The sequence below is a fragment of the Streptomyces sp. NPDC086147 genome (assembly GCF_040702165.1).
In the GTDB taxonomy this organism is placed as follows: Bacteria; Actinomycetota; Actinomycetes; order Streptomycetales; family Streptomycetaceae; genus Streptomyces.
In genome coordinates this window covers 598,224-619,947 of record NZ_JBFBJO010000001.1, presented here as the reverse complement: position 1 = coordinate 619,947, position 21,724 = coordinate 598,224, and the positions used below count along the sequence as shown (strand labels likewise).

Annotated in this window: 17 protein-coding genes; 11 read left to right on the top strand and 6 right to left on the bottom strand. The window is 73.9% G+C overall.

The genetic code is table 11. From position 1 onward, the window contains the following. Positions 1–4: 4 nt before the first annotated feature. Together AB0398_RS02965 and AB0398_RS02960 are read right to left on the bottom strand one after the other, a co-directional pair. On the bottom strand, positions 5–496 hold the full coding sequence (locus AB0398_RS02965; RefSeq protein WP_366371867.1) for a roadblock/LC7 domain-containing protein: 492 nt from the start codon (positions 494–496) through the stop codon (positions 5–7). Continuing rightward, positions 493–3,600, bottom strand: a complete 3,108-nt coding sequence (locus AB0398_RS02960) for a nitrate- and nitrite sensing domain-containing protein (RefSeq protein ID WP_366371865.1) — start codon at positions 3,598–3,600, stop codon at positions 493–495. The genes AB0398_RS02965 and AB0398_RS02960 overlap by 4 nt, the downstream gene beginning before the upstream one ends. Positions 3,601–3,959: 359 nt before the next feature. Here AB0398_RS02960 and AB0398_RS02955 point away from each other — a divergent pair, with 359 nt between their 5' ends. After that, a complete protein-coding gene (locus AB0398_RS02955; RefSeq protein ID WP_366371863.1) occupies positions 3,960–4,790 on the top strand; it encodes a hypothetical protein in 831 nt (276 codons plus the stop codon). Between the two features lie 113 nt (positions 4,791–4,903). On the opposite strand, the gene AB0398_RS02950 is transcribed toward AB0398_RS02955, so the two are convergent. After that, positions 4,904–5,335, bottom strand: a complete 432-nt coding sequence (locus tag AB0398_RS02950; RefSeq protein ID WP_366371861.1) for a MarR family transcriptional regulator — start codon at positions 5,333–5,335, stop codon at positions 4,904–4,906. A gap of 558 nt (positions 5,336–5,893) precedes the next feature. Here AB0398_RS02950 and AB0398_RS02945 point away from each other — a divergent pair. Next, positions 5,894–6,805 (top strand): lytic polysaccharide monooxygenase, encoded by a 912-nt coding sequence (locus tag AB0398_RS02945; RefSeq protein ID WP_366372342.1) that lies wholly within the window; start codon positions 5,894–5,896, stop codon positions 6,803–6,805. Between the two features lie 166 nt (positions 6,806–6,971). Here the strand turns inward: AB0398_RS02945 and AB0398_RS02940 are convergent, their stop codons facing one another. Together AB0398_RS02940 and lon are read right to left on the bottom strand one after the other, a co-directional pair. Further along, positions 6,972–7,550 carry a DUF4240 domain-containing protein gene (locus tag AB0398_RS02940; protein WP_366371859.1) on the bottom strand — a complete coding sequence of 193 codons (579 nt, stop codon included), beginning with the start codon at positions 7,548–7,550 and terminating at the stop codon, positions 6,972–6,974. Between the two features lie 110 nt (positions 7,551–7,660). Continuing rightward, the gene (lon, locus tag AB0398_RS02935) at positions 7,661–10,072 is read right to left on the bottom strand and encodes an endopeptidase La (protein WP_366371858.1); all 2,412 of its coding nucleotides are present in this window, start codon (positions 10,070–10,072) and stop codon (positions 7,661–7,663) included. A 131-nt stretch (positions 10,073–10,203) separates the two neighbouring features. On the opposite strand from lon, the gene AB0398_RS02930 reads away from it, so the two are divergent. The 7 genes from AB0398_RS02930 (at position 10,204) to AB0398_RS02900 (ending at position 18,931) form a co-directional block, all read left to right on the top strand. Beyond that, complete coding sequence (locus AB0398_RS02930) at positions 10,204–10,842, top strand: GNAT family N-acetyltransferase (protein ID WP_366371857.1); 639 nt, start codon at positions 10,204–10,206, stop codon at positions 10,840–10,842. A gap of 121 nt (positions 10,843–10,963) precedes the next feature. Beyond that, a complete protein-coding gene (locus tag AB0398_RS02925; protein WP_366371855.1) occupies positions 10,964–11,527 on the top strand; it encodes a hypothetical protein in 564 nt (187 codons plus the stop codon). Positions 11,528–11,827: 300 nt separating this feature from the next. Beyond that, positions 11,828–12,499, top strand: coding sequence for a spermidine synthase (locus AB0398_RS02920; RefSeq protein WP_366371853.1), 672 nt, complete (start codon positions 11,828–11,830; stop codon positions 12,497–12,499). 71 nt (positions 12,500–12,570) lie between these two features. Further along, entirely contained in the window at positions 12,571–13,308 is a 738-nt protein-coding gene (locus AB0398_RS02915) for a response regulator transcription factor (protein WP_366371852.1), read from the top strand. Next, positions 13,305–14,504, top strand: a complete 1,200-nt coding sequence (locus AB0398_RS02910; protein ID WP_366371850.1) for a HAMP domain-containing sensor histidine kinase — start codon at positions 13,305–13,307, stop codon at positions 14,502–14,504. Before AB0398_RS02915 ends, AB0398_RS02910 begins: the two co-directional genes overlap by 4 nt. A 290-nt stretch (positions 14,505–14,794) precedes the next feature. Continuing rightward, the gene (locus AB0398_RS02905) at positions 14,795–18,625 is read left to right on the top strand and encodes a multifunctional oxoglutarate decarboxylase/oxoglutarate dehydrogenase thiamine pyrophosphate-binding subunit/dihydrolipoyllysine-residue succinyltransferase subunit (RefSeq protein WP_366371848.1); all 3,831 of its coding nucleotides are present in this window, start codon (positions 14,795–14,797) and stop codon (positions 18,623–18,625) included. A gap of 120 nt (positions 18,626–18,745) precedes the next feature. Further along, entirely contained in the window at positions 18,746–18,931 is a 186-nt protein-coding gene (locus tag AB0398_RS02900; RefSeq protein ID WP_007266501.1) for a DUF6104 family protein, read from the top strand. Between the two features lie 30 nt (positions 18,932–18,961). Here the strand turns inward: AB0398_RS02900 and AB0398_RS02895 are convergent, their stop codons facing one another. Then, positions 18,962–19,777, bottom strand: a complete 816-nt coding sequence (locus AB0398_RS02895; protein ID WP_366371846.1) for a hypothetical protein — start codon at positions 19,775–19,777, stop codon at positions 18,962–18,964. A 149-nt stretch (positions 19,778–19,926) separates the two neighbouring features. Between AB0398_RS02895 and AB0398_RS02890 the strand changes: the two genes are divergently transcribed. Continuing rightward, positions 19,927–20,802 carry a DUF4097 family beta strand repeat-containing protein gene (locus AB0398_RS02890; protein WP_366371844.1) on the top strand — a complete coding sequence of 292 codons (876 nt, stop codon included), beginning with the start codon at positions 19,927–19,929 and terminating at the stop codon, positions 20,800–20,802. Position 20,803: 1 nt separating this feature from the next. Continuing rightward, entirely contained in the window at positions 20,804–21,712 is a 909-nt protein-coding gene (locus AB0398_RS02885; protein WP_366371842.1) for a PadR family transcriptional regulator, read from the top strand. Positions 21,713–21,724 lie beyond the last annotated feature (12 nt).

Sequence of the window (21,724 nt, the reverse complement as noted above, 5' to 3'; positions counted from 1 at the left end):
GCCGTCACCGGGGGCCCTCCAGGGACTTGCGCAGCTCGCTGCGGACCTCGGGGGTGAGGACGTGGCCGGCGCGGCCCACGAAGAGCGCCATGTGGTACGCCACGACGCTCATGTCGCAGTCGGGCGTGGCGTGCACGCCGAGCAGCGAGCCGTCGCTGATCGACATGACGAAGACGCTGCCCTCGTCCATCGCCACCATGGTCTGTTTGACCCCGCCGCCGTCCATCAGGCGCGCGGCGCCGATGGTGAGGCTGCCGATGCCGGAGACGATGGTGGCCAGGTCGGCGCTGGAGCCGCGCGGGCCCCGGGGGGCGGCGGCCTCCTCGGCGGGCGCGGCGTCCTGCGGGGGCTCAGGGTCCGAGGACAGCAGCATCAGGCCGTCCGAGGACACGACGGCCACCGAGCGGACCCCCGGCACCTCCTCGACCAGGTTTCCCAGCAGCCATTGCAGGTTGCGGGCTTCCGTACTCAGTCCGAACGTTCCCGTCGCGGTCAACTGCGTGCCTCCTCGACTGTGTCCCCCGTCTTCTCCCCTGTACGTGCAGTCCTTGCGTTCCCTATCCCCGCCGCGCCCGATCCGGGCGTGCCCGTTCCCGGTGCGCCCGCGCCCGCCGTCTCCGTGCCCGGCGTGCTCATCTCCGTCTCCACGTCCCGGCGCCCGGCCTCGGCGCCCCGGTGGAAGCCGCCGAGCCTGCGGCGCAGGGCCTCGGCGTCCACGCCGCCCTGGCGGGGGGCGGCGGCGGGGCCGGCCTGGCGCACCACCTGGGGGGTGCGCTTGGGCAGGCCCTTGTCGGTGACCCGCCCCCACTGCCCGGGGCGCGGCCCGGGAACCGGCGGCTGGTCGACGGCCGGTTCGGGGGCGGCGGGCTGGACGGCCTCGGTGACGGCCCGGGCGCCGGTGTCCCCGTCGGCGGCCCGCTCGTGGACGTCCGGCTCCCGCGGCGGGGCGGGCAGCCGGACCTGGAGCGTGGTCTCGGAGACGGACTCCGGGGCGTGGGAGCCTTCACTCTCGTACGACTCCGAGGGCGCGGGCTCCGGTTCGGGCGCGTACGGCTCCTCCACCGTCCGGCGAGGTTCCGGGACGTACGGCTCCCCGGAGACGACCGGCGGCTCGGGCGCGTACGGCTCCCCGGAGAAGGCTTCCGACTCGGGCGCGTACGGCTCCTCGGAGACGGCCGGCGACTCGGAGACGGCCGCCGGCTCGGGCTCGTGGGGCTCCTCCCGCGCGAACGCGCGTTCCGCCGCCTCCACCAGGGGGTCGCGGGTGCGGGACGGCAGGGTGTTGGAGTTGGCCTCCGCGACCGAGCCGGGGAGCTGGATCACGGGGGCCGCGCCCGCGCCCGCGACCCGTACGGGCTCCGTGACGGAGGCCGGCGGGGTGGTGGGCAGCAGGGGCAGCGGCAGGACCACGACGGCCGCCGTGCCGCCCGGCTGCTGCTCGCGCAGCTCGACGCGGACGCCGTGGCGGGCGGCGAGCAGGGCGACGACCCGCATGCCGAGGCCCTCGCCCTCGAAGGCGTCCGGGTCGGCCTCGGCCAGGCGGGCGTTCAGCTCGGCGGAGCGGGCGGGGGTCATGCCGATGCCGGAGTCCTGGACGGAGAGCATCACCTCGCCGGTCTCCAGGAGCCAGCCGGAGAGCTGGACCTCGGCGTCGGGCGGCGAGAAGGAGGTGGCGTTCTCCAGGAGTTCCGCGACCAGGTGGCTCAGGTCGTCCGCGGCGAAGCCGGCGATCTGGGCGTGCGGCGGGAGGGACTGGATGGTGACCCGCTCGTACCGCTCGATCTCGCTGACGGCGGCGCGCAGCACGTCGACGAGCGGGACGGCCCCGGCGTGGCCGTGGACGTGCTCGTGGCCGGCGAGGACGAGGAGGTTCTCGCTGTGGCGGCGCATGACGGTCGCCATGTGGTCGAGCTTGAAGAGGGTGCCGAGGCGGTCGGGGTCCTGCTCGCGCTCCTCCAGCTTCTCGATGACGCCGAGCTGGCGCTCGACGAGCCCGAGGTTGCGCAGGGAGAGGTTGACGAAGGTGTGCCGGACGGTGCCGCGGAGCTTTTCGAGCTCGGCGGTGAGGAGGGCGACCTGCCCCTGGAGCTCGGCGCGCTGGGTGGCCAGCTCGGCGGCGAGGGCCTCCTTGTCGGCGGCCAGGTCGGCCCGCTCGGCGGTGAGGTGCCCGGTGCGCGCGGAGAGACCGGCGAGCTTGCCGTGCAGGGTGTTGAGGGAGCGGACGGCCTGCGCGAACTCGTCGTTGCGGCCGGTGAAGCGGACCGGCTCCTCGGTGGCCGGGTCGGGGGCGGCGGCGAGCCGGGCGGCCCCGATGCGGAGCACGGCGAGCGGCCGGGTGAGGCTGCGGGCGACGTAGGTGGAGACGCCGACGGCGAAGAGGAAGCAGCCGCCGAGGAGGGCGAGGCGCAGTTCGAGGGCGGTGACGTCGTCGTCGCGGAGCGCGGAGAGGCGCTCGACGCGCTGGGCGGCGAGGGTGGACTCGACGCCGCGCATCTGCTCGATGCGGGCGGAGAGCGCGGCCTCCAGGGCGGCCGGGTCGGTCTTGCGCTCGGCGGTGGTCAGCCGGGGCTGGTCGGTGAGGGAGGCGAGAAAGCGTTCGGCGTTCTTGACGTCGGGCCCGGTGACGGTGCCGGCGAGCGAGTCGCGGGCGGCGGCGCCGGCGGCCTGGTCGAAGTCGCCGAGGGCGGCGAGCTCGCGGACGCGGGCCTGCTGGGCGGCGGCGGCGAGGCGGTCGCGGGTCCGGTCGGCCTCCGCGGCGCCCTTCGGCTCCTCGGGGACGTAGGTGCCGGTCGTGTCGTCGTAGCGGAAGTCGCCGGTGGGCTCGGGCTGCGGCACGGAGAGCGCGCCGAGGAGCAGTCCGCGGGTGGCGGAGGCCTGTTCGACGGCGCGGCCGAGGGCGGCGGGGGCGCGGGTGGCCCCGATGAGCGAGGCGTCGGCCGCGCGGGCCGGGGTCCGGTCGGCCAGCTCGTCGGCGAGGGCCTGGAGCTTGTCGATGACGTCCGAGTACGCCTTGTGGGCCTCCAGGGCCGTGCCCTTGCCGGTGAGGGCGGCGCGGCGGACGGAGGGGACGCCGGCGAGGTCGCGGCGGAGCTCCGTGGAGGCGGCGGGGCGGATCTCGTCGATCTGCCGGTCGACGCGGGTGGAGCGCACGGTGGTGACCTGGCGCTTCTTCTTGGCGTCGCCGCTCTGGGCGTCGCGGCCCGCGGCGATGTACGCGACGACCTCGTCGCGCTCGTCGGCCAGGGAGTGCGCGAGGGTGACGGCCTGCCGGTCGAGCTCGGCGAGGGTGACCAGGCGCTGGGAGTCGGTGAGCTCGGCGGAGGTGGCGAGGATCCCGGGGGCGCCGGCGGCCAGGACGGTGACGCCCACGAGGGCGACGCCGACGACGAGCCGGTTGCGGACGCGCTTGGCACGGCCGGCGGGGGCGGCGGGCTGTGCCGGGGGCTGCGGCGCCGGGGCGGACGACGGGACCTGGGCAGGGGCGGGCGTGCCTCCGGCGGGGGCCGCGGCGGTGCCGGCCGGGGCCGGTGGGACACCGGGGCCCTGGCTCCGCGTGCCGTTCTTGCTCCGAGGCCGCTTCATCTGCACCGGTGCTCGCATTCTTGACTCGTCCAGCCACAAAGCAGAGGTGACGGCCGATCACTATGGAGCGCCCCCACCCCCGATACGGCTTCCGACCATTCCAGCGCTTCCGGGAAGGGGACGGGCATCGGCCGCTCCGCCACCCGAACGAGTGAACAACACTCCCGAGTTGGCGAACAACTTCCCCAAGCCGGGTCCCGGGGCCCGGAAGGGGCCCCGGTTGGATCTTCCGCGCGGGCTTTGGCAGGATGCCCGCCCGCAGCTCCGCGGCGGCGCCCGTTCCGCCCCTTCCGCCGCCGCCGCGCGTTGGTACAGGCCTTTTCCCGCCATTCGCGGGTCCGGTGGAGGCGGACCCGGGGCCGGGCACACTGGGCCGCATGCGCAGCGACGTCGCCTCCCTCCCCGGCAGCCCCGAACGCCCCAACGAGGACTGGGCGGCCAGCGCCCTGTTCGCGGCGGAGGGCGGGGGGACGCTGGTCGTCCTCGACGGTGTCACGCCACCCGCCGGTGACGACGGCTGTGTGCACGGAGTGCCGTGGTTCGCCGCCCGCCTCGGCGGGGCTTTGACCGAACTGTCCGCTTCCCGGCCCGATCTCCCCTTGTCCGGGATCCTCTCCCTGGCAATCCGGCGCACCGCGGACGCCCATCGGGCGACCTGTGACCTTTCTCACGCACGGACGCCTCAGGCAACCGTGGCCCTCGCCCGTTGGAACGGGGCGGTGGTCGAGCACCTCGTCCTCTCCGACGCGGTCCTCCTCCTGGAGGGGCCGGACGGGACGGTGCGGGCGGTCCTCGACGACCGGCTCGACCGGGTGCCGGCCGAGGTGCTGCGGTCCGTGGCGGCGACGGACCGGCTGCGGAACCGGGAGGGCGGCTTCTTCACGGCGGCGGCCGACCCGGCGGTCGCGGAGCTCGCGGTGACCGGGACGACCCCGCGCGCGGAGGTGCGGGCGCTGGCGGCGCTCACGGACGGGGCGAGCCGCTGGGTGGACCTGTTCGGCGAGGGCGACTGGGCGGACTGCCTCGGCGTCCTGCGCGCGGAGGGCGCGTCCGGCCTGCTCCGCCGGGTGCGGGCGCGGGAGGCCGCGGACGCGGAAGCGGGGGGCGTACGGCGCCGGAAGCTGCACGACGACGCGACGGCGGCGCACGTGGAGCTGGGGGCGGGGCTTTTGCGGGCGCCGGGGCCCGGGGGGCCGGGGCTTCCGTAGGCGCCGGGGCCTGGGGGCGGGGCTTCCGTGGCGCCCTGGGCTTGCCTGGTGCCCGGGTCTTGCCTTGGCGCCCGGGGCCCCTGGCCCTCGGGGCTCTTGAGGAGGCCGGGGCCTCAGCCCTCCGCCCGTACGTTGAAGTGGTTCAGGAGCCGGGCCAGCTCGGCGACCTCCGCGCGGTCCCAGTCGGCGAGCTTGCGGACGTAGCGCTCGCGCCGGGCGTCGCGGACGCGGCGGAAGCGGTTCCGGCCCTCCTCGGTGAGGCGGACGAGGGAGGCGCGCCCGTCGGCGGGGTCGGGGTCGCGGGCGACGAGCCCGAGGTCTTCGAGGGCCCGGAGCTGGCGGCTCATGGTCGCCTTGCCGACGCCGAAGTACCCGGCGAGTTCGGTGGCCCGCTGGGACCCGGCGTCGTCGAGGCGCACGAAGAGGCCGTAGGCGGCGGGCTCCAGCTCCGGGTGGACCTCGCGGGCCATCTCGCCGGACTGGGCGCGGGCGCGGCGCAGGAAGACCGCCAGCTCGCGTTCGAGGGCGAGGAACTCCCGGTCCACGCCGGCCGGGGGGACGGACCCGCCCTCGGCGGGAGCCGGCGGGACGGCCCCGCTCCCCCCGGGAGCCGGCGGGGCGCCCTCGTCCTCGCCACGGACCGGCGGAACGGCTCCGGTCCCGTCGGGCACCGGCCGGGCGACCCCGCCCTCACTTCCCGTACCGCTTCCGTGCACGTCAGCGCCTCCCACGCGTTCCCCGGTGACGCGACTCCGTCACACCGGCGGCCTCCGCCGCTGAAAGTTTCTTCCCGTCGCGGCCGTTTCCGCAGCTCTTCCAGTATTTCGCAGGCGTAGGCCGACGGCGGCGACCGGGCCCCCTTCCACGGGCGGGTCCACGGGCGGAATGCCGCCCTCTCTCCCCACGAGCCTCCCGGCGGCCCCCGGAGCGCACGGCGCGCCCCGGGGGGTCGCACCCGCTTTTTCCCTCCACCCCCTTGCCCATTGGTATGGACCAATGCGAGGCTCTACGGCGGTCGCCCGGAATTCAACTTCCTTGCGCCCCGCGCGCGTTGCTCGTCCCGTACTCCCCCACGCACGAGAGAGAGCCCCCGCATGCCCTCCCTGCCTTCCGCCCGCCGTGCCACCGCCGCCGGCGCCGCGGCCCTGTCCGCCGCCGCGCTCGTCGGTCTCACCCCCACGGCGGCCAGTGCCCACGGGGCCGTCTTCAACCCCGTGAGCCGGGTGGCCGCCTGTTACGCCGAGGGCCCCGAGACGCCCAGGTCGCAGGTGTGCAAGGACCTCGTCGCCGACTCCGGCACCCAGCCGCTCTACGACTGGAACGAGGTCAACATCGCCAACGCGGACGGACAGCACCGGACCCTCATCCCGGACGGCAAGCTCTGCTCGGCGAACCGCGCGAAGTACCGGGCCCTGGACTGGGCGCGCACCGACTGGCCGGCGACGGCGGTCGCCGCGGGCTCCTTCGACTTCAAGGTGCGGGCGACGGCGGCCCACTCGGGCACCATGACGGTCTACATCACCAAGGCCGGCTTCGACCCGACCCAGCCCCTGAAGTGGTCGGACCTGGACGCGACCCCGGTCGCGGTGTACAACACCACCCGCGCCGCCACCGACGGCTACTACAACTTCACCGGCACCCTGCCGGCCCGCACCGGCCGTCACATCGTCTACAAGGTGTGGCAGCGCAACGACAGCCCCGAGGCCTTCTACAGCTGCTCGGACGTCACCTTCGGCGGCACGGCGGCGAAGGCCGGGGCCCCGGCGCAGTCCGGCACGGCGACGAACGGCGCGAAGGCGCAGGCCCCGACCGAGGCGAAGATCGCGGCGGGCGCCGCCCTGTCCACCGTGAGCCACGCGGGCCACGGCGGCGACGAGCAGCCCCCGGCGCTCTCCGCCGAGGCCGCCGGAACCTCCTCCCCCCTGATGCCGGCCCTCGCGGGCGCGGGCGCCCTCGCCGCCTTCGCGGCGGGCAGCCTGCTCCTGGGCCGCCGCCGGAACACGTCCGCCTCCTGACGCGCCCCCCACGCGTCACCGGTGGTCCCGCCCGTCCCGACGGGGGCCGGGCGGGACCCGGGGCGTGCGCCGAGGATCTCGCCGTGCGGCGCCCGGCACGCCCCAGGGCGTGTGTCGAAAGTCCCGCCTGCCCTTCGGGCAGACGACGCCACTTTCGACACACGCCCTAGGAGCCGGACGGCCCGGGCGGGAAGAGGGCGGTGAGCCGGGGCAGGGCCGACCCCTCCGGCCCGGCCGCCCCGCGCTCCTCGTCCTCTTCCCCCTCGTCCTCCTCCGCGGCCTCCACCGCTTCGAGGAACTCCTCCCCGTCGTCGTCCTCCTGGCCGGTCAGCTCGTCGTACGCGTCCTGGGCGACGTAGTCGAGCTCCTCCCACTCGGGCCACTCGTCGTCGTCCCAGTCGTCGTGGTGCCGCCCCACGAGCGCCCGTACGTCGGACACGTCGGCCAGCGCGTCCGGGTCGGCGAGCACCGACGCGTACACCTTCCGCCCCTGGCCCACCAGCCAGAGCGTGAAGTAGTGGAAGCCGTCGTCCGTGCAGCCGCCGCCCTCGATCCGGTTCGCCGCCCTCCACAGCGCGTGCGTGTCGGCCGCCCCGCACGCCTTCTCCAGGCGCACCTGGAACGCCACGCTCTCCTCGGCCGGACGTCGCAGCAGCTCCCCCTCCAGCCACTCCAGCCGCTCGTCCCGGGTGCCGGGACGGCCGCTCAACTCGTCGATGAGAGCCCAGAAGGCGTCTTCGTTCATGCGTACGATCATGACAGCCGGGGCTGACATCGCGGACCCGCCCCCGGACCCGCGTCCGGACGTGCCGGAGCGGGGCGCCCCCGAGGGAACGCCCCGCTCCTGACGAGGGGTTACGCGGCCACGCCCACCGGCACCTCCGCCGGGGCGAGGGCGATCTCCAGGACCTGCCGGACGTCCGTCACGGGGTGGACCTCCAGCTTCTCCAGGATCTCGGCCGGGACGTCGTCCAGGTCGGCCTCGTTCCGCTTGGGGATCACGACAGTCGTGATGCCCGCCCGGTGCGCGGCGAGCAGCTTCTGCTTCACGCCGCCGATCGGCAGCACCCGGCCGGTGAGGGAGACCTCGCCGGTCATGGCCACGTCCGTGCGGACGAGCCGGCCGCTCAGCAGGGAGGCCAGGGCGGTCGTCATGGTGACGCCCGCGCTCGGCCCGTCCTTGGGGACCGCGCCCGCCGGGAAGTGGATGTGCACGCCCCGGTCCTTGAGGCCGGTGACGGGCAGCTCCAGCTCCGCGCCGTGCGAGCGGAGGAAGGAGAGCGCGATCTGCGCCGACTCCTTCATCACGTCGCCCAGCTGTCCGGTGAGGGTGAGGCCTGCGGCGCCGGTCTCCGGGTCGGCCAGGGAGGCCTCCACGAAGAGGACGTCGCCGCCCGCGCCGGTCACCGCGAGTCCGGTGGCGACGCCCGGCACGGACGTCCGGCGCTCGGCCGGGTCCTGCGCCGACTCGGGCACGTGGTGCGGGCGCCCGATCAGCTCCCGCAGGTCCTCCGGGCGGACCGTGAACGGCAGCTCGCGGTCGCCCAGTTCGTGCTGGGCCGCGACCTTCCGCAGCAGCCGGGAGACCGTCCGCTCCAGGGTGCGGACGCCCGCCTCGCGGGTGTACTCGCCGGCCAGCTTCCGCAGCGACGCCTCCTCCAGGACGACCTCGCCGGGCTCCAGACCGGCCCGCTCCAGCTGCCGGGGCAGCAGGTGGTCGCGGGCGATGACGACCTTCTCGTCCTCGGTGTAGCCGTCGAGCCGCACCAGTTCCATGCGGTCGAGGAGGGCCTCCGGGATGGACTCCAGGACGTTCGCCGTGGCCAGGAAGACCACGTCGGAGAGGTCGAGCTCGACCTCCAGGTAGTGGTCGCGGAAGGTGTGGTTCTGCGCCGGGTCGAGGACTTCGAGGAGCGCCGCCGCGGGGTCGCCGCGGAAGTCGGAGCCGACCTTGTCGATCTCGTCGAGCAGGACCACCGGGTTCATGGACCCGGCCTCCTTGATCGCGCGGACGATCCGGCCCGGCAGGGCGCCCACGTACGTGCGCCGGTGGCCGCGGATCTCCGCCTCGTCCCGGACGCCGCCGAGGGCGACCCGGACGAACTCGCGGCCCATCGCGTGGGCGACGGACTCGCCGAGGGAGGTCTTGCCGACGCCGGGCGGGCCGACGAGGGCGAGGACGGCGCCGCCCCGGCGCCCGCCGACCACGCCGAGACCGCGGTCGGCGCGCCGCTTGCGCACCGCCAGGTACTCGGTGATCCGCTCCTTCACGTCGTCCAGGCCCGCGTGCTCGGCGTCGAGCACCGCGCGGGCGCCCCGGATGTCGTACCGGTCCTCGGTCCGCTCGTTCCAGGGCAGTTCGAGGATCGTGTCGAGCCAGGTGCGGATCCAGGAGCCCTCGGGGGACTGGTCGCTGGACCGCTCCAGCTTCTCGACCTCCTTGAGGGCGGCCTCCCGCACCTTCTCGGGCAGGTCGGCGGCCTCCACGCGGGCGCGGTAGTCGTCGGACTCGTCGCCCTCGGCCTCGCCGTTGAGGTCGCGGAGCTCCTTGCGGACGGCTTCGAGCTGGCGGCGGAGCAGGAACTCGCGCTGCTGCTTGTCGACGCCCTCCTGGACGTCCTTGGCGATGGTCTCGGCGACGTCCTGCTCGGCGAGGTGCTCGCGGAGCTGGGCGGTGGCGAGGCGCAGCCGGGCGACCGGGTCGGCGGTCTCCAGGAGTTCGATCCGCTGGGTGACGGTCAGGAAGGGCGAGTAGCCGGAGTTGTCGGCGAGGGCGCCGACGCCGTCGATCTGCTGGACGCGGTCGACGACCTGCCAGGCACCGCGCTTCTTGAGCCAGGTGGTGGCCAGCGCCTTGTACTCCTTGACCAGCTCGGTCACGGAGCCGGGCAGCGGGTCGGGCAGGGTCTCCTCGACGGCGGTGCCCTCGACCCACAGGGCGGCGCCGGGGCCGGTCGTGCCGGCACCGATGCGGACGCGGTCGCGGCCGCGCACGAGCGCGCCCGGGTCGCCGTCGGACAGGCGTCCCACCTGCTCGACGGTCCCGAGGACGCCGGTTCCGGCGTAGGTGCCGTCGACGCGGGGCACGAGCAGCACCCGCGGCTTTCCTCCTCCCGGCCGTGCGGCGGCCTGGGCGGCCTCGACGGCGGCCCGTACCTCGTTGTCGGACAGGTCCAGCGGCACCACCATTCCGGGCAGCACGACCTCGTCGTCGAGCGGCAGCACAGGCAGAGTGAGCGGCGCGGACGCCATGGACTCAGAAGCCATGATCTCCCCTTCGGCAGTCAAGTTGAGCTGTACGGACTCAATGCATGTGAGCCCGTGAATGTTCCCGGACGTCCGTTCGCTCTGAGCGATCACTCTCGCGCGCCTCACCGAACAGCCGATGTAATCCCTCCATGGATATGCGAGCCATTACATCGGCCTGGGTGGAGGGCTGGACCGTCTCCCGGGGCACCCCGGCCGCCGTCGACCAGCCGTGGGGGTACCGGATCGACGTCGGGCTCCCCCGGCACGTCCTGCGGCACGTGCTGCCCGCCCCCGACGCGGCCACCGTCGGCGCGCTCTGCGAGCGGCTCACCGAGCCGTACAGCTGGCTCAAGGTGATGGCGGACGCCGGGGATGTGGCGCCGTGGATCACCGAGGGGTGGACGATCCCCGACGACCCCGGCTTCATGATGGTCAAGCCGCTGGACCCCGGCGTCCGCCCCGCGCCGCCCGAGGGGTACGCCCGGACCGTCGAGGTCCGGGACGGCGTCGTCCGGGTCCGGATCCTCGCCCCGGACGGCACCCTCGCCGCCCGGGGGCAGATCGCCCCGACCGGCGCCACCGCCGTGGCCGACCAGATCGAGACGGACGCGGCGCACCGGCGCCGGGGCCTCGGCGCGAACGTCATGCTCACCCTGGAGGCCGCCGCCGCGCAGGCGGGCGCCGCGACCGGAGTGCTCTCCGCCACCACGGACGGCCGACAGCTCTACGCCGCGCTGGGCTGGGAGTACCGGGGGCCGCTGACCGGGATCGTACGGGGGGAGGACTGAGCCCGGGACCCTCCGGACGGCGGCGGAATCCGGTCGTCCGGCTGCGGGGAGGCGCCCCGCCGGGCATGCTCCTCCCATGAGTCCCACGAGGCGAGGCGGACGGGGAAGGCGATGCGGGGCCGTGCTGCTCGCGGCGGTCCTGGCGGGCGGCGCGACCGGCTGCGGCGTGGACACCGGGGCTCCCCCGGCGCCCGGCGCACCGGGGAGCGCGTCCGGGCCGGGCACCCCCGGACCGAGCGCGTCCGGCCCGGCGCCCGGACCGAGTACGTCCGGAACCGCGCCCGGGCCGAGCACTCCCGGCGCCACGACCGGGCCGAGCGCCCCGCGGGACGACCCCCGGCCGGGTCAGGTCCTCGTCCGGGTGACCGTCACCGGCGGCTTCGCCGGGGTCCGGAACCGGCTCGTCGTCCACCGGGACGGGGGATGGACGATCCGCTCCGGCGACAAGCCGCCCCGGACCGGCCGGCAGACCCCCGCCGAGGCCGCCGAACTGCGCGCGGCCCTGGAGGACCCCGCGTTCGCCCTCGTCCCGGCGCGGCCGACCGGACGGCCGATCGCCGACGGCTTCCAGTACGAGGTGGCCTACCGCCACCGCGTGGTCGTCGCGGGCGACGGCGACCGGCCGCCCGCGCTCCAGCGCGTCTTCGACGCCCTCCCGGAGGGCGGGCCGCCGACGAGCCCCTGAGGCCGGGGCGCCCCTCCGACCGGCTTCCGGCCGTCGTCCTCGGCCCGCTGCCCGCGGCGGCGGGCGCTCAAGGGGCGGGACGCCGGACGGACCCGTGGGCGGTGCGCTCCGGGCGTCCGGCCCGAGACCTCCCGGGGTCGGGGCGGGGCCGAGCCGAAGCTGGTCGGAGGGTGGGAGGAGGGCCTCCCGGGAGAGGGGGCGGGCCACGAGCGGCCGGTCCCGTAACACGTTTGTGATCGTCACCACCGCGCGGCCAGGATGACGGGAACCATCCGGCGGGACGACGAGAGCGGAGTGACGATGTCGGGAACCGTGACCCTCGAACGGCGCGAAGGACCCCACGGAGAGGTCGTCCTGCGGCGCCGCGACGAGCACTACGAGATCATCGCCAACGGCACCTTCCTGATGGACACCTCCGACGGGCGCTCCGAGCGGCTCCTGGTCGACGCGGCCCTCGCCTCGCTCCCCGAGGAGCGCCGGGCCGGCGCCTCCGTCCTCGTCGGCGGCCTCGGCGTCGGCTTCTCCCTCGCCCACGCCGCCGCCGACCCCCGCTGGGGCCGGATCGTGGTCGCCGAGCGCGAGGAGGCGATCATCGACTGGCACCGGCGGGGCCCGCTCGCCGCGATCTCCGGGGCCGCGCTCGCCGATCCCCGGACCGTGATCCTGCACACGGACCTGGTGGAGCACGTCCGCACCTCCGCCGACACCTACGACGCCCTCTGCCTCGACATCGACAACGGCCCCGACTGGACCGTCACCGAGGACAACGAATCCCTTTACTCCGCCCAGGGGTTGGCGGCCTGCGCGGACCGGCTGAACCCCGGCGGGATCCTCGCCGTGTGGTCCGCGCGGCCCTCCGGGGATTTCGAAGCAACCTTGCGGAATGCCGGATTCAGCGGGGTACGGACGGAAGAGATCCCCGTTGCCCGGGGCGTCCCGGACGCGGTCCACCTCGCCGTGCGTCCCGGCTGACTCCTGGATAGCCGGGACACCGCCGGTACCTCTAGGCTGCTGCACCGACATCGGCGACGCGAGGCGGGGCAATGGAGCAGACACACACCACTCACCACGGTGCGGCGGCCACTCCGGGGGCCCAGCGGCGCGTCCTGGTGGTCGAGGACGACACCACGATCGTCGAGGCGATCTCCGCCCGGCTGCGCGCCGAGGGCTTCCTCGTGCAGACCGCGACCGACGGCCCCGCCGCCGTCGACGCCGCCGAGGCCTGGCAGCCCGACCTGATGGTCCTGGACATCATGCTGCCCGGTTTCGACGGCCTGGAGGTGTGCCGCAGGGTCCAGGCCCAGCGGCCCGTCCCGGTCCTCATGCTGACCGCCCGCGACGACGAGACCGACATGCTGGTCGGCCTCGGCGTCGGCGCGGACGACTACATGACGAAGCCGTTCTCGATGCGCGAGCTGGCCGCCCGGGTGCACGTGCTGCTCCGCCGGGTCGAGCGGGCCGCGCTCGCGGCGGTCACCCCGCGCAGCGGCATCCTGCGCCTGGGCGAGCTGGAGATCGACCACGCGCAGCGGCGGGTCCGTGTCCGGACGGAGGACGTGCACCTGACCCCGACCGAGTTCGACCTCCTCGTCTGCCTGGCGAGCACGCCCCGCGCGGTCCTCTCCCGCGAGCAGCTCCTCGCCGAGGTGTGGGACTGGGCGGACGCCTCGGGCACCCGGACCGTGGACAGCCACATCAAGGCGCTGCGCCGGAAGATCGGGGCCGAGCGGATCCGCACGGTCCACGGCGTCGGCTACGCGCTGGAGACCCCGGCGCCATGAGCCCCCGGAGGCCCGGAGGGCCGGAGGAGCCGAAGGGGACCGAGGAGCCGGGCGGGCTCGGGGAGCCGGGCGGGCTCGGGGATCCCGGGGCCGGTGAGTCCGGCGGGCCCGGCGGCCCCCGTGGCGGGCGGCGGCGCCGCCGGATCGTGATCTCCATCAAGACCAAGCTCGGCGCGCTCGTCGTCGGGGCGGTCCTGCTGACCTCCTGCCTCGCCCTGGTGGCGATCCGTACCTCCACCGAGTTCCGGTACATCACGATCTTCGCGATGATCGCGACCCTGCTCATCACCCAGTTCGTGGCCCAGTCCCTGACGGCCCCGCTGGACGAGATGACCACGGTGGCCGGGACGATCTCGCGCGGCGACTTCAGCCGCCGGGTGCGGGGCGCGGACCGGCGGGACGAGCTGGGCGACCTCGCGTCGACGATCAACCGCATGGCGGACGACCTGGAGGCCGTGGACCGGCACCGCAAGGAGCTGGTGGCCAACGTCTCGCACGAGCTGCGGACCCCGATCGCCGCGCTGCGGGCCGTCCTGGAGAACGTCGTGGACGGGGTCTCCGAGGCCGATCCCGAGACGATGCGGTCGGCGCTCAAGCAGACCGAGCGGCTGGGCCGGCTCGTGGAGACGCTCCTCGACCTGTCACGCCTTGACAACGGTGTCGTCGCCCTGCGGGGACGCCGCTTCGAGGTGTGGCCCTATCTGTCCGGGGTCCTGCGGGAGGCGAACCTCGCCGCGTCCCAGCGCGGCCTGTCGTCCACCTCGGGCCTGCACAACCGCACGGACGTGCACCTGCACCTGGACGTGTCGCCGCCCGAACTGGTCGCCCACGCGGACGCGGAGCGGCTGCACCAGGTGATGGCGAACCTGATCGACAACGCGGTGAAGCACTCCCCGCCGCACGGCCGGGTCACCGTGCGGGCCCGCCGCGGCCGGTATCCGGACTCCCTGGAGCTGGAGGTCGAGGACGAGGGTCCCGGCATCCCGGAGTCGGAGCGGCACAAGGTCTTCCAGCGGTTCAACCGGGGTTCGGCCTCGCGCCGGCAGGGTCCGGCCAGCGACGGCGGGACGGGTCTGGGGCTCGCGATCGCCCGCTGGGCGGTCGATCTGCACGGCGGCGAGATCGGTGTGGCCGAATCATCACGCGGGTGCCGCATCAGAGTCACTCTTCCGGGCAGTCGTCCACCGACGGATTGACGTAGGGTTCGAACCGGAAGAACACGTTCTGCGTATACGGGGGCGAGACCTCCGCGCACGTGAACGGGGTGCGATCAGGGGTGCGGCCGAAGGGGGCCGTGCCGATGCTTTTCCGTACCCTCACACCAGCGGAACCACGCTTGTTTCCCGCCATTCACGGCTCCGAAACACCCCGTCAAGTGTGACTTGCGCGACGTTGGAGTGCCCGGCCTGCACCTCCCGGCCGGACAGGCGTAGCCTTTATTTCCGCTGTCCATCACCTTGTGAAGCGGAAGAGGGCGGTTGCCGCCGTGTCGTCTCAGTCCCCCAGTACCCCGAGCTCCCCGACCGACCAAGACGGGCAGGGCCAGAACCCTGCGACCGCCTTCGGTGCCAATGAGTGGCTCGTCGACGAGATCTACCAGCAGTACCTCCAGGACCCGAATTCGGTCGATCGTGCCTGGTGGGACTTCTTCGCCGACTACAAGCCCGGAGCGTCGGAGACCCCGGCCGCCCCGGCGCCCGCCCAGAGCACGCCGAGCGCTCCGGCCGTGACGCAGACGGGCCCCGCACAGGCCGCGCCTGCCGCTCCGGCCTCCGTGCCCGCCCCTGCTCCGGCTCCGGCCCCCGCCGCGCAGAAGCCGGCCGCGGCTCCCGCCGCCCCGGCCGCGGTGAAGGCGGCCCCCGCGGCCGCCAAGCCGGCCGCCGCCCAGGCCGCGCCCGCCGCCGCGAAGCCCGCCGCCAAGGCCGCTCCGGCCGCCGAGGCCCCGGCCGGTCCCGAGCTGATCACGCTGCGCGGTCCCGCCGCCGCGGTCGCGAAGAACATGAACGCCTCCCTGGAGGTGCCGACGGCCACGTCCGTCCGCGCCGTCCCGGTGAAGCTGCTCTTCGACAACCGGATCGTGATCAACAACCACCTGAAGCGCGCCCGGGGCGGGAAGATCTCCTTCACCCACCTCATCGGCTACGCCATGGTGCAGGCCATCAAGGCCATGCCGTCCATGAACCACTCCTTCGCGGAGAAGGACGGCAAGCCGACCCTGGTCAAGCCGGAGCACGTGAACTTCGGCCTCGCGATCGACCTGGTGAAGCCCAACGGCGACCGCCAGCTCGTCGTCGCGGGCATCAAGAAGGCCGAGACGCTCAACTTCTTCGAGTTCTGGCAGGCGTACGAGGACATCGTCAAGCGCGCCCGCGTGGGCAAGCTGACGATGGAGGACTTCTCCGGCGTCACCGTCTCCCTGACCAACCCCGGCGGCCTCGGCACGGTCCACTCCGTGCCGCGTCTGATGCCCGGTCAGTCGGTCATCATGGGCGTCGGCTCGATGGACTACCCGGCCGAGTTCCAGGGCACCTCCCAGGACACCCTGAACAAGCTGGGCATCTCGAAGGTCATGACCCTGACCTCGACGTACGACCACCGGGTCATCCAGGGCGCCGCCTCCGGCGAGTTCCTGCGGATCGTCTCGAACCTGCTCCTCGGCGAGGACGGCTTCTACGACGAGATCTTCAAGGCCCTGCGCATCCCGTACGAGCCGGTCCGCTGGCTCCGGGACATCGACGCCTCGCACGACGACGACGTCACCAAGGCCGCGCGGGTCTTCGAGCTGATCCACTCCTACCGGGTCCGCGGCCACGTCATGGCCGACACCGACCCGCTGGAGTACAAGCAGCGCAAGCACCCCGACCTGGACATCACCGAGCACGGCCTCACCCTGTGGGACCTGGAGCGCGAGTTCGCGGTCGGCGGCTTCGCCGGCAAGTCGATGATGAAGCTCCGCGACATCCTCGGCGTGCTGCGCGACTCGTACTGCCGCACCACCGGCGTCGAGTTCATGCACATCCAGGACCCGAAGCAGCGCAAGTGGATCCAGGACCGCGTCGAGCGCCCGCACTCCCGCGTGGAGCGCGAGGAGCAGCTGCGGATCCTGCGCCGCCTGAACGCCGCCGAGGCCTTCGAGACCTTCCTGCAGACGAAGTACGTCGGCCAGAAGCGCTTCTCCCTGGAGGGCGGCGAGTCCGTCATCCCGCTGCTCGACGCGGTCATCGACTCGGCCGCCGAGTCGCGCCTCGACGAGGTCGTCATCGGCATGGCCCACCGCGGCCGGCTGAACGTCCTGGCGAACATCGTGGGCAAGTCGTACGCGCAGATCTTCCGCGAGTTCGAGGGCAACCTCGACCCGAAGTCGATGCACGGCTCCGGCGACGTCAAGTACCACCTGGGCGCCGAGGGCACCTTCACGGGCCTGGACGGCGAGCAGATCAAGGTCTCGCTCACCGCCAACCCCTCGCACCTGGAGGCGGTCGACCCGGTCCTGGAGGGCGTCGTCCGCGCCAAGCAGGACGTCATCAACAAGGGCGGCACGGACTTCACCGTCCTGCCCGTCGCCCTCCACGGCGACGCGGCCTTCGCCGGCCAGGGCGTCGTCGCCGAGACGCTGAACATGTCGCAGCTGCGGGGCTACCGCACCGGCGGCACGGTCCACATCGTCATCAACAACCAGGTCGGCTTCACCGCCGCCCCGGAGTCCTCGCGTTCCTCGATGTACGCGACCGACGTGGCCCGCATGATCGAGGCGCCGATCTTCCACGTGAACGGCGACGACCCGGAGGCCGTGGTCCGCGTCGCGCGGCTCGCCTTCGAGTTCCGCCAGACGTTCAACAAGGACGTCGTGATCGACCTCATCTGCTACCGCCGCCGCGGTCACAACGAGGGCGACAACCCCTCGTTCACCAACCCGCAGATGTACAACCTGATCGACAAGAAGCGTTCGGTGCGCAAGCTGTACACCGAGTCGCTCATCGGTCGCGGCGACATCACCCTGGAGGAGGCGGAGCAGTCGCTCCAGGACTTCCAGGGCCAGCTGGAGAAGGTGTTCGCGGAGGTCCGCGAGGCCACCACCACCGCCTCGTCCTCGGTGCACGTCCCGGACGCCCAGGCCGAGTTCCCGGTCTCCGTCACCACCGCGGTCTCCCAGGAGGTCGTGAAGCGGATCGCCGAGTCGCAGGTCAACGTGCCGGAGCGGATCACGGTCCACCCGCGTCTGCTCCCGCAGATGCAGCGCCGCGCCGCGTCCCTCGACGACGGCACCATCGACTGGGGCTTCGGCGAGACGCTCGCCATCGGCTCCCTGCTGATGGAGGGCACCCCGGTCCGGCTCTCCGGCCAGGACTCCCGCCGCGGCACCTTCGGCCAGCGCCACGCGGTCCTGGTGGACCAGGAGACCGGCGAGGACTACACCCCGCTGCTCTACCTGGCCGAGGACCAGGCCCACTACAACGTCTACGACTCGCTGCTCAGCGAGTACGCGGCGATGGGCTTCGAGTACGGCTACTCGCTGGCCCGCCCGGACGCCCTGGTCGTCTGGGAGGCCCAGTTCGGCGACTTCGTCAACGGCGCGCAGACCGTCGTCGACGAGTTCATCTCCTCCGCCGAGCAGAAGTGGGGCCAGACCTCAGGCGTCACGCTGCTCCTGCCGCACGGCTACGAGGGCCAGGGCCCGGACCACTCGTCCGCGCGCCCGGAGCGCTTCCTCCAGATGTGCGCCCAGGACAACATGACGGTCGCCATGCCGACGCTGCCGTCGAACTACTTCCACCTCCTGCGCTGGCAGGTGCACAACCCGCACCACAAGCCGCTCATCGTCTTCACCCCGAAGTCGATGCTGCGCCTGAAGGCCGCGGCGTCCACGGTGGAGGAGTTCACCACCGGCGGCTTCCGCCCGGTGATCGGCGACACGACGGCGAACCCGGCCGACGTCCGCAAGGTCGTCTTCTGCGCCGGCAAGGTCTACTACGACCTGGAGGCCGAGCGCCAGAAGCGCGGTGACACGGAGACCGCGATCATCCGCGTGGAGCGCCTGTACCCGCTGCCGGGTGCCGAGCTCCAGGCCGAGATCGCCAAGTACCCGAACGCCGCGAAGTACATCTGGGCGCAGGAGGAGCCGGCGAACCAGGGTGCCTGGCCGTTCATCGCGCTCAACCTGATCGACCACCTCGACCTGGCGGTCGGCGCGGACATCCCGGCGGGCGAGCGCCTGCGCCGGATCTCGCGTCCGCACTCCTCCTCCCCGGCGGTCGGCTCGGCCAAGCGCCACCAGGCGGAGCAGCAGCAGCTCGTCGACGAGGTCTTCGACGCCTGATCCGTACCGCTCGCGCGTGACGGGCGGAGGCCCGGCATCCCCCACGGGGTGCCGGGCCTCCGGCGTTCCCGGACCCGGGCGGGCGGCGGGGGCGTGCGGGACACGGCCTATCCTGATCGCATGTACTTCACCGACCGTGGCATCGAGGAACTGGAGAAGCGGCGCGGCGAGGAGGAGGTCACCTTCGAGTGGCTCGCCGAGCAGCTGCGGACGTTCGTCGACCTCAACCCCGACTTCGAGGTGCCGGTCGAGCGCCTCGCGACCTGGCTGGCCCGTCTGGACGACGAGGACGAGGACGACGAGTAGGGGGCTGCCGCGCCCCCGGACGCCGTACGGTCAGTGCTCCCTGAGCCGGTCGTAGGCGAGTCCGAGGGCGCCGTGCGCGACGAGCAGGGCGCCGGCCGTCGCCCAGCCGCCGCTGCGCCGTCCGGCGCCCCAGAGCAGCAGCGGGACCCCCGCCAAGAGCTGCGCCCCGCCCAGCACGCGCGCCCGTGGGCCGCGCAGGTACGGGCCGAGGGGGCCTTGTTCCACCACGTCCAGTTCGGCGCGCACCGCGTCGCGCCGACCGGACCGTTCGAGCGGTTCGGCGCCCTGCGCGAGGGCGACGGAGCGGAGCCGGTCGGCGTGGTCGCCGGGGACGAGGCCGGTGGGCAGCGCGAGGCCGGCGCGGGCGAGGACCGCGGCGATCCCGACGAGCCGGCTGTGGGCGTCGGCCTCCGGGTCGGGGGCGGTGAGCGGTTCGAGGGCCTGCACGTCGAGGACGGGGTCGAGGGCGAGCCGGGCGGCGAAGGTGCGCATGGCCTCGTCCTCGCCGACGGGGGTGCCGTCCGCGAGCCAGGTGTAGCCGACCGTGCGGCGGAAGCCGGCGGCCAGGGTGAGTCCGGCCCGGTCGCGGTCCCACCACAGCGCGACGACGGGCCAGGTGGCGGCCGGGACGGCGAGGGCGGTGGCCCAGCCGGTGACGACCCGTTCGACGGGCTCCCCGCCGTGCAGCCAGGGCTTCCCCTCCGGTACGAGGACGCTCCAGCCGGGGCCGGCGGGGGCGAGGAGCAGGTGTTCCCCGAGCAGCCGGGCCGGCGGCCGGACCGCCGGGGGATCGGCGCGGCAGAGCAGCAGCGCCCCGACGGGCTTCGGTCCGGATGTCGCGTTCATGCCCCTACGCTAGGTCAATTTGTCCCGCTAAAGCAGTGATTGCACCTCGCGTCTCAGGGAAGAGTCGGGGTTGACTTCACTCGACCGCGATATATCGTGTTCATCGAGAGACGCGATATGTTGCGTTGCCGATGCGGGAGGTCAGCACCATGACAGAGTGGTCCGTCACCGAGCCGACGAAACTGGCGCCGGCCGACCCCGTGACGCGCCTGCGGATCCGCGTCGTCAACGGCACGGTGAACGTGGTGGGGACGGACGAGGACTCCGCCCGCGTGGAGGTGTCCGAGGTCGAGGGCCCGCCCCTGCTCGTGTCGCAGGACGGCTCCACCCTGACCGTGGGCTACGAGGACCTCCAGTGGAAGCACGTCCTCAAGCTGTTCGACCGCCAGGAGTACCGGCGCCGGGCCGTCGTCTCCGTCGCCGTCCCCGCGGGCGCCGACGTCGAGGTGGGCGTGGTCGGCGCCGAGGTCGTCGTCTCCGGCGTCCGGGGGCGTACGGAGGTGCGCGGCGTCAGCGGCGACACCACCCTCCTGGGCCTCTCCGGCCCGGTCCGCGCCGAGAGCGTCTCGGGGAGCCTGGAGGCCCAGTCGGTCACGGGCGCCCTGCGGGCCAACTCCATGACCGGGGACGTGACGGTGATCGAGGGCGCCGGCGGCTCCGTGCGGGCCGAGACGGTCAGCGGCGACATGGTCGTCGACCTCGACCCGGCCGGGCTCGACGGCCCGCCCGCCGACATCCGGCTCACCAGCGTCTCCGGCGAGGTCGCCATCCGGCTGCCGCACCCGGCCGACGCCCGGGTCGAGGCCAGCACCACCAGCGGCTCCGTGTCGAACGCCTTCGAGGACCTCCGGGTGGGGGGCCAGTGGGGCGCCAAGACCGTCAGCGGCACCCTCGGCGCGGGCCGGGGCACCCTCAAGGCCACCACCGTCTCCGGCTCCATCGCCCTGCTCCGCCGCCCCGAGGCGGACGAGGACACCGGCGCCGGCCCCTCCTCCGCCCCCTCCGCGACCGGAAAGGTGCTCTGACATGCCGCCCGTCTTCGCCCACGGCCGTCTGCGCCTCTATCTGCTCAAGCTGCTCGACGAGGCCCCGCGCCACGGCTACGAGGTGATCAGGCTCCTGGAGGAGCGCTTCCAGGGCCTCTACGCCCCCTCGGCCGGCACGGTCTACCCGCGCCTGGCCAAGCTGGAGGCCGAGGGGCTCGTCACCCACGCCAGCGAGGGGGGCCGGAAGGTCTACTCGATCACCGAGGCGGGCCGCGCCGAACTGGCCGGGCGCGGCACCGAACTGGACGACCTGGAGCGGGAGATCCGCGAGTCGGTGTCGGAGCTGGCGGCGGAGATACGCGACGACGTGCGCGGCGCGGCCGGCCGGGTCCGCAGCGAGATGCGCGCGGCGGCGGGCCGGACCCGGACGGCGGAGCCCTCCTCGTTCGCCGACGCCAAGGAGGAGCTGCGCCGGGTCGGGCAGGAGTGGAAGCAGCAGGCCCGCGAGGCCCGCGCGGAGGCCCGTTCGGCGCGCCGCCAGGCGAAGGAGTTCCAGCGGATCGCCCAGCAGGTCCAGGAGGAGGTCCAGGACCGCTTCTCGCGCGGTGACTGGCCCAAGGGGGTCTGGGAGGGGATCTCGGGCATCACGGCCCAGCTCGGGGACCTGGTGACGGGCACGACCCATCCGAAGGCCGCCGGCGCCGCCGACCGGGAGCCGCCGTTCGCGGCGGCCCCGGCCGACGAGGCGCCGGAGTGGGCCCGGGACGTGGAGGGTTCGGGCGACCCGGCCCGCGACCTCGACCGGCTCCTCGACCGCTTCCGCGACGAGATCCGGGACGCGGCCCGCGACCACGGGGTGACCCCGGAGCAGCTGGCCGAGACCCGCCGCCACCTCTCGACGGCGGCCCACCGCGTCACGGACCTGCTGCATCCCGAGCGGAAGGCCTGAGCGGAGGACGTA